This is a genomic window from Pantanalinema rosaneae CENA516, assembly GCF_050753385.1.
Lineage (GTDB): Bacteria > Cyanobacteriota > Cyanobacteriia > Leptolyngbyales > Leptolyngbyaceae > Pantanalinema > Pantanalinema rosaneae.
The window spans coordinates 1-13,957 of the sequence record NZ_JBLZFZ010000043.1; the positions used below are offsets into that span (position 1 = coordinate 1).

13 protein-coding genes are annotated in these 13,957 nt (G+C 50.7%); 9 read left to right on the forward strand and 4 right to left on the reverse strand.

The genetic code is table 11. The features are described from left to right. Positions 1-99: 99 nt before the first annotated feature. Together ACN4EK_RS21765 and ACN4EK_RS21770 are read left to right on the forward strand one after the other, a co-directional pair. Positions 100-966 carry a shikimate dehydrogenase gene (locus ACN4EK_RS21765; protein WP_431660341.1) on the forward strand — a complete coding sequence of 289 codons (867 nt, stop codon included), beginning with the start codon at positions 100-102 and terminating at the stop codon, positions 964-966. 101 nt (positions 967-1,067) lie between these two features. Beyond that, positions 1,068-1,394, forward strand: coding sequence for a hypothetical protein (locus tag ACN4EK_RS21770; RefSeq protein ID WP_431660342.1), 327 nt, complete (start codon positions 1,068-1,070; stop codon positions 1,392-1,394). 195 nt (positions 1,395-1,589) lie between these two features. Here the strand turns inward: ACN4EK_RS21770 and ACN4EK_RS21775 are convergent, their stop codons facing one another. Both ACN4EK_RS21775 and ACN4EK_RS21780 read right to left on the reverse strand, forming a co-directional pair. After that, positions 1,590-2,687, reverse strand: a complete 1,098-nt coding sequence (locus ACN4EK_RS21775; protein WP_431660344.1) for a Gfo/Idh/MocA family protein — start codon at positions 2,685-2,687, stop codon at positions 1,590-1,592. Positions 2,688-2,771: 84 nt separating this feature from the next. After that, the gene (locus ACN4EK_RS21780; RefSeq protein ID WP_431660346.1) at positions 2,772-3,905 is read right to left on the reverse strand and encodes a Gfo/Idh/MocA family protein; all 1,134 of its coding nucleotides are present in this window, start codon (positions 3,903-3,905) and stop codon (positions 2,772-2,774) included. 867 nt (positions 3,906-4,772) lie between these two features. Here ACN4EK_RS21780 and ACN4EK_RS21785 point away from each other — a divergent pair. Together ACN4EK_RS21785 and ACN4EK_RS21790 are read left to right on the forward strand one after the other, a co-directional pair. Continuing rightward, positions 4,773-4,970, forward strand: a complete 198-nt coding sequence (locus ACN4EK_RS21785; protein ID WP_431660347.1) for an immunoglobulin domain-containing family protein — start codon at positions 4,773-4,775, stop codon at positions 4,968-4,970. A gap of 177 nt (positions 4,971-5,147) precedes the next feature. Beyond that, positions 5,148-6,374, forward strand: a complete 1,227-nt coding sequence (locus tag ACN4EK_RS21790) for a class I SAM-dependent methyltransferase (RefSeq protein ID WP_431660348.1) — start codon at positions 5,148-5,150, stop codon at positions 6,372-6,374. Here ACN4EK_RS21790 and ACN4EK_RS21795 read toward each other — a convergent pair. Next, positions 6,371-7,582, reverse strand: a complete 1,212-nt coding sequence (locus ACN4EK_RS21795; protein WP_431660350.1) for a septal ring lytic transglycosylase RlpA family protein — start codon at positions 7,580-7,582, stop codon at positions 6,371-6,373. The two genes, ACN4EK_RS21790 and ACN4EK_RS21795, sit on opposite strands and share 4 nt — an antisense overlap. A 396-nt stretch (positions 7,583-7,978) precedes the next feature. Here ACN4EK_RS21795 and purM point away from each other — a divergent pair, with 396 nt between their 5' ends. The 5 genes from purM (at position 7,979) to ACN4EK_RS21820 (ending at position 11,869) form a co-directional block, all read left to right on the forward strand. Further along, complete coding sequence (gene purM / locus ACN4EK_RS21800; protein ID WP_431660351.1) at positions 7,979-9,031, forward strand: phosphoribosylformylglycinamidine cyclo-ligase; 1,053 nt, start codon at positions 7,979-7,981, stop codon at positions 9,029-9,031. 21 nt (positions 9,032-9,052) lie between these two features. Then, the gene (gene rsmA, locus ACN4EK_RS21805) at positions 9,053-9,940 is read left to right on the forward strand and encodes a 16S rRNA (adenine(1518)-N(6)/adenine(1519)-N(6))-dimethyltransferase RsmA (RefSeq protein WP_431660352.1); all 888 of its coding nucleotides are present in this window, start codon (positions 9,053-9,055) and stop codon (positions 9,938-9,940) included. Between the two features lie 116 nt (positions 9,941-10,056). Beyond that, a complete protein-coding gene (ispE, locus tag ACN4EK_RS21810; protein ID WP_431660354.1) occupies positions 10,057-11,001 on the forward strand; it encodes a 4-(cytidine 5'-diphospho)-2-C-methyl-D-erythritol kinase in 945 nt (314 codons plus the stop codon). A 130-nt stretch (positions 11,002-11,131) separates the two neighbouring features. Then, the gene (locus tag ACN4EK_RS21815; RefSeq protein ID WP_431660355.1) at positions 11,132-11,479 is read left to right on the forward strand and encodes a DUF3082 domain-containing protein; all 348 of its coding nucleotides are present in this window, start codon (positions 11,132-11,134) and stop codon (positions 11,477-11,479) included. Positions 11,480-11,497: 18 nt separating this feature from the next. Beyond that, on the forward strand, positions 11,498-11,869 hold the full coding sequence (locus ACN4EK_RS21820; RefSeq protein ID WP_431660357.1) for a hypothetical protein: 372 nt from the start codon (positions 11,498-11,500) through the stop codon (positions 11,867-11,869). A gap of 53 nt (positions 11,870-11,922) precedes the next feature. Here ACN4EK_RS21820 and pyk read toward each other — a convergent pair whose 3' ends face one another. After that, a complete protein-coding gene (gene pyk / locus ACN4EK_RS21825) occupies positions 11,923-13,716 on the reverse strand; it encodes a pyruvate kinase (protein WP_431660359.1) in 1,794 nt (597 codons plus the stop codon). Positions 13,717-13,957 lie beyond the last annotated feature (241 nt).

Sequence of the window (13,957 nt, forward strand, 5' to 3'; positions counted from 1 at the left end):
AGATGTGTATAAGAGACAGCCCCCGGACTCTCCCCAAACCGAATCAATCTCGTAAACTCTCCTGCTCCCTTTCTTCCCCCTCTCCCCACCGTTCTTGCCGTGATCACTGGTAAAACTAAGCTTCTGGGCGTGATTGGTCATCCGATCGAGCATTCTCTCTCCCCGGTCATGCATAATGCGGCGATCGCTGACCTCGGTGTGGATTATGTCTATTTACCATTGCCCGTCCAACCCGCTGATCTGGCTTCAGCCATGACGGGATTTGCCGCGATCGATCTGCAAGGTTTCAGTGTGACAATTCCCCACAAACAGGCGATCATCCCTTTCTTAACGGCGGTGTCCCCGATCGCCCAAGCTGTCGGAGCCGTCAACACCGTTTGGCAGACTGAATCCGGCTGGCGCGGTACCAATACAGACGTAGAGGGATTCATCGCTCCCCTAAAAGCCCTGGAGCAGGATTGGACGCAGGCAGAGGTGGTGATTTTAGGCAATGGTGGCGCTGCGCGGGCAGTGGTCGTCGGCTGTACCCAGTTAGGCTGTCCGCAAATCCATGTCGTGGGACGCGATCGGCAAAAATTGAATCAATTTCAGCAAAGTTGGAACCATGCCCCACTGACAGTGAATCTCCAAACCCATCTGTGGCAGGAGTTACCGGAATTATTACCTCAAACGACGCTATTGGTAAATACGACTCCGATCGGCATGTATCCCCAGGTCAACGATTCGCCCCTCGCTGCCGATGCGATTGCGCTGTTACCCGCCCAGGCAATCGCCTATGACCTGATTTATACCCCCAACCCGACCCAGTTTTTACAGATTGCCAGTCAACGGCAACTCGTCGCGATCGATGGCTTAGAAATGCTAGTCCAGCAAGGAGCGGCAGCATTCACCATCTGGTTGCAACAGCCCGCTCCTGTGGAGATCATGCGGCGATCGCTGCGGCGGCATCTGGGATGGGAATCCTAAACAGAAACCTGCTGGTTTTAGGGTACACTACCCTTTTGGGGTGAAATCCTCTGGATGGCACTACCGCAAGCTAGCATACAAGTAGATAACGGGGAATCAATATGGTAGAGCGTCCAATCAAGAAATCGGAACGGCTGGCAAAGGCTGAATCAGCCGAGGGTCAGGGAGCTTCTAGCTTGCCATCTGCTGAGGAACGACGTGAACGTCCGGCTCGGGGGCGGGACAAAGGTGGCAAAGGCAAAGGTCGCGGGAAAGGCAAAGGTCGGGATGAAGATGAAAAACCCCAAGCCATCAATCCCGCTTTAATGCGTGGTCCGAAACCGGCTAAACCACAACCACCCAAAGCCGAAGAAGTCGCAACCGAAGCGACTGAAGAAACTTCAGAGGCGATCGCGGAAGAACCGGCTCCTGAAGAAGTCACAGCTTAAGTCGCTCAGAGATCGGGATCCCGATCGCCGTTTGAACAATCGGGGTGAAAGATTCGAGTCAACATCCTTGCCACAGCAACAAGGTCGATCGACTCAATCCTTCACCCCGATTGCGTTAGTCCCGCTTGCAAAACCTCCCCATCTTCCCTATTTCCCCATCCTCTCTATCTCCCTATCTCCCCCATCCTCTGCCCTCTACTCTTCCTGCGGATACTTCAACTTCCACTGACTCCGGATCAAGTCCATTGTCTCCATAATTCGCAGGGTTTCATCCAACGGCATCAGTGGGCTTTCCAGTTCGCCGTTTCTCAGGCAACGCATGACTTCCGCCGCTTCATACCCAAACCCATTTCCCGCGATCGGTTCCACGATCGTGGTCGATTTACGCACTAGTGGCATTAATAGTCCCTTAAATCGCTGTACCAGGGGATGCTGTTTTAGCTTTTGTTTCAAGCCCGGTTTGAAATGCACCATGCCTGTAGTTAATGCCACTGGTTCCGGCGACTGCATCACCGAAATGCGATGTGGACGGTAAAACGGTTCATGAATCACAATCTTGCCCCGATCGCCCACAATCACCGCTTCATTCGTACTGTAGGAACGCAAACTACAGGATAAAGTCGCTAATTGCCCCTGCGGAAATTTCAGGACGATCGCCGATTGTTCGTCCACTCCGGTTTCGCCGATCGTGGCTTGGCTGACCACACTCTCAGGAGTACCAAATAACCGAATCGCCAGGGATAACAGATACACGCCGCGATCGAGTAATGCCCCACCGCCTAATTCCAGATTGAAAAAGCGACTCTTGGGGTCATACGCCATTGCGGTGCCAAAATCGGCGGTTAACAAGCGAGTTGTGCCAATTTCACCACTATTAATCAGCGTTTGCACCTGTTGAATCAACGGCATAAACCGCATCCACATCGCTTCCATGCAAAACAGTTGTTTGGCTCGGGCTAGTTCAATCACCTCCCGCGCTTCCTGAGCATTCAACATAAACGGTTTTTCGCAGACCACTGCTTTCCCCGCTTCTAAACACATCAGGCAGTCGGCTTGATGCCGATGATGGGGCGTACCCACATACACCACATCAATGTCGGGGTCTTTGACTAATTCTTCATAGCGACTATAGGTTCTGGGCACGTTAAAGCAACGGGCAAACTCCTGCGCCGCCGTTTGGGTACGAGAGCCGATCGCCCGCAACTCCGCATCCGGTAATAACTGCAAGCCCTGAGCAAATTGCCCGGAAATAAACCCCGTTCCCAGAATTCCCCAACGAATCGGTTTTGGCATAACTGTAGTGTTGATCGGTGCTGGTGATTGCGGTTTCCACCTTACGGCAAATCTTTCTGTCGATTCAAGCTCTGCAACAGATCATTAAACTGCCCAGGGTAAGGGAGCGATCGGTTCAAAAGTGGAGTGAATCTTACAAGCGGTGCCTGTGCCGATCGCGTTATGAATCGCTAAAGCAATCTCATTAATATGGTAGGAATAACGAGCCGATAACCGACAGGGACGCTGTTCCTTAATCGCCTGTGCCATTTCAGCAACCCCTCGGCTAAAGTCCATTTGCTGGGAACCCTTATATTTGAACTTAGACGCTGCCCCACCACTGACTAACGGATACTTCTCCTTTAACGGGTTCATTAAGGTTTTGCGGCGAATCGTCATCATCCGTTGAATATAAACGGGCGAGGTGTAATACCAGCAATCTTTGGTACTGAGAATGCCATCATCTCCAATAATCCGCAGGGTGTGATCGTGGGGTGCAATGATGCTACAGGTGAGGCGAACCACCACCCCAGAGGCAAACTTGATGCAAGCCACCGAAAAGTCGGGAGTATCAGGGGGATCAAGTACCACATCGCTCACCTTATCCGGGATTTGGCAGGAGGCAAACGCCGTCACACTCACGGCAGGTCCGAAAAAGGCAGCTAACCAGGTGACATAGTATCCAGCATGTTCCAGCGTACAGCCCACTTCAAACTCATCTTTATACGGCCAGGGAATGCCAGATTCACTGACCCATTTCTGGTACGCCATCTGATGCACCAGACCATCGTCCATCTCGGCATACACCACTCGGACTTTACCCACTTGATTTTCCCGCAGGGCTTTCCAGATCGTCTGCGCCGTTTCACCCAACAAGCTACAGGGAGCCGAGGATATTAATAGACCTTTCTGTTCCGCTAAGTTGACCAACTCCTCTGCTTCTGCCAAGTCCATTGATAATGGCTTTTCGGAATACACATGCTTACCTGCTTCCAGGCAGGCTTTAGAGACTTCGTAATGGCTACGGGGATTGGTCAGATTCAGGACGATCGTCACCCGATCGTCATTGAGTAGTTCCTCTAGCGATCGGTAGGCGGACACTTTGTGAAATTGAGCGAAATGAGTCAGACGTTCGGGAACGCGATCGAACACCCCCATTAACTCCAACTCAGGATGAGCCGCCAGGGTTTTCACGTAATAGTCAGCAACAAATCCACACCCAACGATGGCAATTTTCATTAGTTTTTAGGATAAATGTCCAGGCTTTAGCTGCAATCCGCCCAACGTTCTAGCAGGTTTTGGGGGTAGGTGGCAAGCTTACGCTTAATCTCTGAGCATTATTTTAACCTCGCTATATTGGAGAACGTTCCGCAATCAAATCCCGTAAAACTCAATAAACAAAATTCGTCCGGATCCGGTATAGTTCTATGGGGGACAGGTTAATGTCTCGTCTGAATGGTTCTTGTCGGTTCTTGAACGAGCCTCAGGAACGAGGAAGGCGAAGAGTTCGTGTCCCCGGAGAGCGAATTTTCGGCAAGACTGGTGTTGTCCAGATCGTCCGGCTTCTCCAGGCACAGCAAATACTCAACCGTTCGAGGGGTGGCTGATTCAGTTGCAGAGTTTGCACTTGGTCATAAATCGCTGGTTCTCGTTCCGCGTTCTTCTTTGAGCATTGCTGTTGGCAAGACTGCTAGAGTGTTGCACTTTAGAGTCTGATCCAGTCCGCCCAAGCTATATCGTTAGCTCCCCGGTGATTCCGTTCTGAGGGCTCAAGCTTCAGTCCTTAGCACATTAGAATCATCAGGTTGGCTTGTCTTGTATAGCGGTTTTCAATGTCCAAAACTCGGTTGGGGTGATTTTTCGTGAGTTCCCCAGTCTTGTTTGCATGACATTGCGATCGGTCGCCAAAATCCCTTGTTCTACACCTTGTCAGGCAATTGTATGGAATTGTAAAATCCTTTGCAGTTTGGAGCGTAAACCGCTATCTATAGTAGTGTCACTTTCAGGGGAGCCTATATACAGTGTTTTCGAGGCTCCAACCCAGTCACGCTACGATCGCCTGAAAGGTTCCGTCATCAATTATCCCATTAGCCAAATTACCGAACTATGAGCTACCAAGAACGCCTGAATCCCTGGGTTATTAATAAGCTACTGCCTAACTTAAAGCACCTCGCCGTCATTCGGTTCCGTCGTCGCAATGATGCTGAAGCTTATCTGAAAGTGCTGAAAGAAACCCAACCTCATGCTCAGTTTATGATCGCATTTGAGGCGAATCAAAGTGAATACGCCAGCCAAGGCGAATAATTGTCAAGTTGCAATGCTGGCAGTTTAGCTGTTTGGTACGAGATCGGGGAGTGTGGTGTTGAGCTAAGTGAACCATCTTATGATGGGTTTTACCCAATCTGCAAACACATTTACCAGTAGTGAGCAATCTGCTGGTCAAGGTCTACACCTGTATCCGAATCAAAGCCATAATCTCAGGTGGATCAAGTAAAACAGGTGAATGCCAATAACAACATCACACTGAGTGATCTGATCAGCCAACAAATCACTGAGCGGTCTGGTCACAGAATCACGTTTGCCGACTATATGGATCTGGCACTGTATCATCCCCAATATGGATACTATGCCGCCACCGCCAACCAGATTGGAGCGCAGGGAGACTTTTTTACCTCGCCCCATCTCGGAGCCGACTTCGGAGAATTGTTGGCAGAGCAGTTTGTGCAAATGTGGCAGATCATGCAACGCCCCCAGCCATTTACGTTGGTAGAAATGGGGGCGGGTCAGGGATTACTGGCAGCAGATATTCTCCACTATTTGCGTGATCGCTATCCTGAGTTCTATGCCTGTCTCAACTACATGATTGTGGAACGGGCAGCGGCTCTGATTACCGAACAGCAACGCCAATTACACGATCTGCAAACAGGCGGATTGTCTCTGAGTTGGCGCACCTTTGCCGAGATTCCATCCCAGTCAATTATTGGCTGTTTTTTCTCCAATGAATTAGTGGATGCCTTACCGGTGCATCAGGTCATGGTGGAGTCTGGGCAACTGCGAGAAGTGTATGTCACGGTAGCCAATCAGCCAGCCGCCGGCGATCGCACCTTTACCGAAGTGACTGGTGATCTCTCCACCTCCCGCTTAGCCGATTACTTTCAATTGATTGACATTGATCTGTTATCATCCCGCTACCCATCGGGCTATCGCAGCGAAGTCAATCTGGCGGCATTAGACTGGATGGCAACCGTTGCCGATCGCTTAAAGCACGGGTATGTTTTAACGATCGACTATGGTTACACCAGCGATCGCTACTACCATCCCAATCGGAACGAGGGCACCTTGCAGTGTTACTACCACCATGCCCATCATTCCGATCCCTATATTTATGTAGGGCAGCAAGATATCACCGCCCATATTGATTTCACAGCCTTGATGCGACAAGGAGAACAGTGTGGATTATCCACGATCGGTTTCACTCGGCAGGGATTGTTTCTCATGGCATTAGGACTGGGAGATCGGATTGCCGCCCTCAGCCAGTCCCAAGCCACTGATATTCAAACGATCCAAACCACACTCCGCCGTCGCGACGCTTTGCACCTGTTAGCCAATCCGATGGGGTTAGGGAATTTCGGCGTGTTAATACAGGGCAAAGCCATAGAAACCACTGAACTGTTACAAGGACTAGCCGCCGAACAAATCCGCCTTTAGTTCCCAGCCGTTAGTGTTGGTTGGTTAACCACATCCAAGCGGACAGGGGCAACTCCAGAACCAAGCAACCCCAAGACACGGGCAGCCGCCATCGACAAATCAATGATGCGGTTACCGTGGAAGGGACCGCGATCGTTAATTCGGACAATTACGGATTGACCGTTATCCAGATTCGTCACCTGCACTCTGGTGCCAAAGGGCAAAGTCCGGTGAGCCGCCGTCAGCGCATTTTGGTTGAAAATTTCACCACTGGCACTCCGATTGCCATTAAATCCCGGCCCATACCAGGATGCCATCCCAGTGGGTTGGATTCGTAGCGGCCCCAGTGAAATCGGTTGCCGCCATGCCGCCGGTTTACCAGATACACTCTGCAACGGATCGGCATTGCCTAAGATCCGCCGTAACCGATTCGTAGCTTGCAAAGCATCCACTTCTAGGTTACGCGTTGTATCCGGCAGAATAGTTTGGCGATCGATGGTTGCTAGAGCAGTTTCACCGACTTTAATCAAATAGCGATCGCTAGACCGGTCTAGCGTGGTGGAATTATCCCAACTAACAGTGATGGTATTGGCATCGACACCATCGCGATTCAGTTGGTTAATTTTAGCAGCGATTTCCGTTGCCCGCCAAACGGGATCATCCTGGGGAACTTCGGCACTAGCCGTTGCGTCAGAGTTAGCAGGACTGGATGGGTTGAGGGAAGAATTCTGTGATGGCTCTAGCCTACGGGCTAGCGAAGCGTCGGAATCGGAAACACTGGAACGATCAAGCGACTTCGGTTGAGCAGTCAGGGTTCGTGCAGTCGAAGTATCAATCTGGGTTCCCATCTTCACATCCGTCTGGGCGATTTGGGCAGAACCCACGAAGGTGAGAATTGGGATGTTACGAACGTAGAGGGTGGCTACTTTTTGCCCGTTGATCTGATGGGGATGGACTTTGGCAATGCCCTGATCAGATGTCCTCTGGGTGCTTTGAGGTGTTTGCTCACCGATTTTTACCACATCATCTGCCGCATCGGCGGGAGTTGCTGCCAACCTGGGGGCGGGGCTTTCAGCCGATTGACTGGAAGTAGCCTCCGGGGGAGTGGGATTCAGCGGATCCTCAGAATTTACACGGGTCGATTCGGAGGGATTCGCGAGGCTGGGTAATGTACCCATAGTCGCAATCAACAGGGTTGCGGTTAGACCGCTCAGAAGTTTTCGATTCATAAATCCATGTGTGAATAGCACTTCAAACGCGAGATTGAGCCAGTGGGACGGGTCGAACCATGAAAGTTCCGTCGCTAACTCAAACTCATTTCGTGTTCACTCCGGCTTTGTTTAGAACTGCAACAGACTATCACGAACTTTTTGGTTCGGGGATCAGGGAGGTACTGAAGATCCCCAAAACTTTATCGAAACTTCATAGTCAATAAACAGGGTTTAATCCATACCTAGAAAGCATTTCAGCGATTTTCGTCATTTCGGAAGCTTCATCAAAACTTCATCAAAACTTTATATTGTTTGTGTGTCTCGATCGAAATTTGCCATCCTCCCAGGGGAACATTTAGATTCCCCAGCAATTTGGTTGGAGAGCGTAGCTGGTTGGGTACAATACTCTCTGCAATGACCACTGGTGGACGCTTTGACATGGAATATCGGGAAGCAGGAGTAGATGTTGAGGCGGGGCGAGCATTTGTGCAGCGGATCCGCCAGATGGTAGACAGCACCACCCGCCCGGAAGTCTTGGGCGGATTGGGTGGCTTTAGTGGGTTATTTCAACTCCCAACGGGATATCAGTCACCCGTTTTAGTCTCGGGAACCGATGGTGTCGGGACAAAGCTGAAATTGGCTCATACCCTCGATCGCCATGACACAGTAGGCATCGATTTAGTCGCGATGTGCGTTAATGATGTCCTGACCTGTGGGGCAGAACCGCTATTTTTCCTCGACTATTTGGCAACGGGAAAACTCAATTCCGAGCAACTGGCACAGGTCGTATCCGGCATTACCGAGGGATGTCGGCAGTCGGGTTGTGCCCTGCTGGGGGGTGAAACGGCTGAAATGCCAGGATTTTATCAACCGGGAGAATATGATCTAGCCGGCTTCTGTGTAGGGATTGTGGAAAAAAGCCAGATTTTAGATGGTTCTCAGGTGCAGATCGGGGATGTGGCGATCGGACTCGCCAGCCAGGGGGTTCATAGTAATGGCTTTAGTTTGGTTCGCAAGATTATTGATGATCATCGGATCGACCTCAACGATCGCCCAGAGGAACTGAACGGAAAAACTTTGGGAGCAGCCCTATTAACGCCAACCCGAATCTATGTGCAACCCATTCTGACAGCCCTGCGATCGGGGATGAGTATTCATGGCATGGCGCATATTACGGGAGGCGGTTTGCCCGAAAACTTACCTCGGTGTTTAGGTCAGGGTCAGGCGATTCGAGTCAATCCTGCGGCTTGGACTGTCCCCCCCCTGTTTCATTGGTTGGCAAGCACTGGTAATGTTAGTCCTGCTGGGATGTTTAACACCTTTAATATGGGAATTGGATTTGTGGTGTTGGTGCCGCCGGAGCAGGTAGATACCACACTGCAATGGTTCCAAGCTCAGGATCTGGCAGCTTGGGCGATCGCAGAAGTAGTTCCCGGCAATGGTGAATTACTGGGACTACCAGAATAGTGCAGCAATTAGGAAGACATTGTGCCGCAACCTCGTAAACAGTTTGGGCAGCATTGGTTACGCAGCGAAAAAGCGTTAGACAAAATTGTGGCGGCGGCAGAGTTACAATCGGGTGATTCTGCCACGGGTCAGAGGGGCGATCGGGTATTAGAAATTGGCCCCGGCATGGGTGTCCTAACTCGGCGGTTAATCACGGCGGCGGAGTCTGTCATTGCCGTCGAAATCGATCGCGATCTTTGTGCGCTTTTAGCTAAAAAATTAGGCAAGCAGGAGAACTTTTTACTGCTGCAAGGTGACTTTTTATCACTCAATTTAGCCGAGGTACTAGCTCCCTTACCTGCTTTCAACCAGCCGAATAAAGTAGTCGCAAATATTCCCTATAACATTACGGGACCCATTTTAGAAAAGCTGTTAGGCACGATCTCCAATCCTGTTTCCCAGCCCTTTGACGCGATTGTTTTATTAGTGCAAAAAGAAGTGGCTTTACGGCTCTGTGCCAGAGCGAGATCGACCCATTTTGGAGCGCTATCGGTGCGCGTACAGTATCTCGCAACCTGTGAGTTTATTTGTGATGTGCCTGCCAAAGCCTTTCAGCCACCACCTAAAGTTGATTCAGCCGTAGTTCGATTACGACCGCGATCGCTGCCTAATCCTGCCCAAGATCCAGTTCAATTAGAAAAGCTAGTCAAATTAGGCTTTAGTAGTAAGCGCAAAATGCTGCGGAATAATTTGAAAAGTTTGATTGAGATTGAGCAACTCAATCAATGGTTAACAGAATTAGCGATTAATCCGCAAGTGCGAGCTGAGGATTTGAGTGTCGAACAATGGATCGCTTTAAGCGATCGTTTTTCAGCCGATAATCATGCCATCGCTCAAAGTTCTGGTCTTGCAGAGTCACCGGAAACCTAACTTAAATTAGCAATTTCTAAACAGATTAAATTCTTAATTTGTCTGTTACTAAATTCTTGCCAATTTTGCGTTAATCTTAGGTTTGGGCTGAATTACCAATTATTGATTCCAGCGTTATGCGCTCCTACACTCTACTGGCACCCGCAAAAATCAATTTATATTTAGAAATCCTCGGCGATCGTCCAGATGGCTTTCATGAGCTAGTCATGGTATTGCAAAGCGTGACGCTTGCCGATGAAATTGAGTTACGGGCAAATGGTACAGACCTGATTCGAGTGCATTGTGATCATCCGTTAGTCCCTGGCGATCGCAGCAATTTGGCTTACCGAGCAGCGGAGTTAATGGGACAACGGTTTCCTGATGCCTTCGCTCGCTATGGCGCTGTCGATATCACGATTCGCAAACAGATCCCCGTAGGAGCCGGGCTGGCAGGGGGTTCAACCAATGCAGCGGCTGTCCTGGTTGGCATTGATCTAATGTGGCAATTGGGTTTAACGCTGTCTGAGTTGCAGGAGTTAGGGGCACAACTGGGATCCGATGTACCATTTTGTATCGCGGGTGGGACGGCTCTGGCTACGGGGCGCGGTGAAAAGCTAGATCCATTGCCGGATCTCGATCAAATTTATCTGGTGTTAGCCAAGTATCGCAGTCTGGCGGTATCTACCGTCTGGGCGTATAAAACCTATCGCCAACAGTTTGGTAGTTCCTATCTCTGTGCCCCAGATGATCTAGAGTGCCGACGACAAAAAATTCATTCCGGTGCAATTGTTAGCGCGATCGCTCAGCGCAATGGTAGCCAGATTGGTCAACATTTATATAACGATCTGGAAAAGGTAGTTTTACCCGCGCACCCTCAAGTGTTGCAATTGCGGGAAACCTTCCAACAACTGGGAACGCTAGGCACAATGATGTCTGGCTCCGGCCCAACGGTATTTGCCCTGGCAGAATCCCCCGACCAGGCTCACCAAATTCATCAACAAGTGAGGGAACGGATTGCCGACCCCGACTTGGAGATCTGGGTAGCAAAATTTAATCCCACTGGCATCCAAGTCGTAAAATAGCGAGTTTCTTTGACTCATCTCCGGCATCCTGAAGCATTCCACCCTACAATGCAAGTAGTCAGACGGGTTAAACTGATTCTAGATCATGAGAACTACCCGGACTGCGAACGACCTCCCATCAATATCGCTTATGAGTGATCTGCCTCAATCTCCCGAATCCGAGATGCCGCCAGCCAAACCTGGGATGCCACCCCTATCTCCCTGGCGGTGCTGGTTGGGAGCCGTGGTTGCAGGCGCGATCGCGGTGGTTCTATACTTACTCACCATGTCCATTGTGCAAACTTTTGCGGCAAAAGGGATTCATACCGATAGCTTGTTAGTTCGGCGGATTACAGCCGCTGTGCGTACCCTAATTGTTGGGATGGCAGCGTTGGGAACTGGCATCTTCGGCATGGCGACGATCGGGCTATTTGGACTGGGAGTTCAACTGACCATTCAGCGCCTGAAAGGGCAACCCGCCGATAAACCATCCGCATAAGTGGCAACTGAGGTTCTCATGCACATCGGAGAACAGCTAAGACAACAGCGAGTCAAACATATTGTCAGCAGTTATCAACTCAGGGGAATAGATGACCAGGCATTTGATGAACACCTAGCCAGCCTGTTGGAGCAGTATCCATCCCCTTTAATTGAATTAGCGCTCGTAGAAACGCTGGTAAATTGCTGGTGGCAAATTCCCATTCCACGCGGCTGTGCATTTCTGACTCGGGTGCATGAGCAGTTAGCCAACTGGCAATCGCAACCGATCATTAGCACGATCGCGCCAGACCAATTTCAGCAAATTACTGGACTTGATCCAACCCCGATCTTCGGCTCATCCGGTTTACCGCCCTCCCCCCAAACCCCATCCCTGGGGACAGGCGTTTAAGCGAAATCGAGTCGCGATCAGGAGTTGCATTAATTCCCGATCGCCCTGATCCCTTAACTGACAGCACCTAATGTCAAAGCCGCATCCGTTTGGTTCGCGGTTGTGGTACCCGAGTAAACCATGCCTCGCTGCATATCCAGGGTAATGATCTCCCCATCTCGGATCGCGGCTGTGGCATTCTTCACCCCGACAATGACGGGAACCCCCAACCGGACACCAATCACGGCGGCATGGCTGGTCAGGCTACCATCTTCGGTAATAATGCCACCCGCTTTCCGAATCGCATCGACCAGATCGACACTGGTAGACGGCGCTACCAAAATTTCTCCCGCATTAAAGTGGCTGGCTTCAAAGCCACTATGCACCACTCTAGCTCTGCCACTAACCGAACCTTGACCAATCCCAATCCCCTTACCCCGGACGGCAGTGACCACTTCGACTTTAATCAAATCTGTGGAACCCGCCACCCCCTGTAGGGTACCAGCCGTCATCACGACCAGATCGCCTTCCTTGAGCAATTCCTTCTCTTGAGCAACATTGACCGCCGCCTGGAAGGTCTGCCCTGTAGACGGTAAATCCAGTACCAGCAGTGGCTTCACACCCCAAACCAGTTGCAATTGACGAGCCACATCGACGTGGGGAGTCACGGCTAAAATCGGTTTTTTCGGACGAAATTTCGAGACGTTGCGGGCAGTGGCTCCAGTTTTGGTCAGGGTCATGATTGCCGCTGATTCCAGTTGTTCCGCAATTTGCCCCACCGCTTGACTAATCGCATTCGGAATCGATCGCCCACTTTCCTCAAAGGTACGATTCGGCGCTTCTTGCTCCGTCCGAGCCGCTACCCGTGCCATTGTTTCCACGGCTTCGATCGGATATTTACCCACTGCCGTTTCATTCGAGAGCATCACAGCATCCGTCCCATCGAGAATCGCGTTGGCGATATCCGACACTTCCGCTCGGGTCGGTCGGGGACTATGCACCATACTATCCAGCATTTGAGTTGCCGTAATCACTGGAATCCCCATGCGGTTGGCGGTAGCAATCAGGCGTTTTTGCAGAATTGGCACATCTTCGGCGGGTAGTTCCACCCCTAAATCCCCCCGCGCAATCATCACGCCATCGCTAATGGATAGGATGGCTTCCATTTCCTGAATCGCTTCGTGCTTTTCAATTTTGACAATTACAGGCACTTGCTTCCCGGCAGCAGCAATCAATTCTTTGATTTCCAGTACATCCTGAGGGTTACGGACGAAGCTCAGTGCCACCCAGTCAACCCCTTGATCCAGACCAAAGGTGAGGTCACGGCGATCCTTGTCTGTCAACGCCTTAATCGATAAATAAACGCCAGGGAAATTGACCCCTTTGTTGTTAGATAAGGCTCCACCTACAACCACAGAGCAATGCAGGGCGCGATTAGCTTGATCGACCTCTTCCACCCGCATTTCCACCTTGCCATCATCCAGCAGAATTGTGGCACCCGCTGGCACTTCATCCGCCAGCAAATCATAGGTGACCGAACTCATCTCCTGGTTGCCTACCATCGGGTTACTGGTTAGCGTGAAGCGATCGCCCTTATTCAAGACGATCGAGCTATTTTCAAACCGTCCCAGGCGAATTTTCGGTCCCTGTAAGTCCTGCAAAATCCCCACAGGTTGGTTTAACTCAAAGGAGGTTTGCCGGATCAGGCGAATGCTGCGCTGATGGTCTTCATGGGTGCCATGAGAGAAATTCAACCGTAATGTCGTGGCACCGGCTTCAATCAAAGCCCGTAGAACGGCAGGGCTGCTGGTCGCTGGCCCGATAGTGGCGACAATTTTAGTTCGACGCTGGGAATATTGAAATGGCATGGATTAAGGATCCAGAGAAGTCTCGGCAGTTCTAAAGAATTAATTATCAGGGCATGAATGGGGCTAAACCGGAACAGAGGCAGATGATGACAAAGGTCATGCCTGCTTAACTGTTGACCAAATTCTGGTGGAACCAGGACTACCCAGAGAGGGAATTATCAATAAATTGCACTGAGCGTCAGTTTCCCGTATTCCGAGCCGTACTGACAAGAGGCAGCGCAGAATTAGATACTTTAGCAGA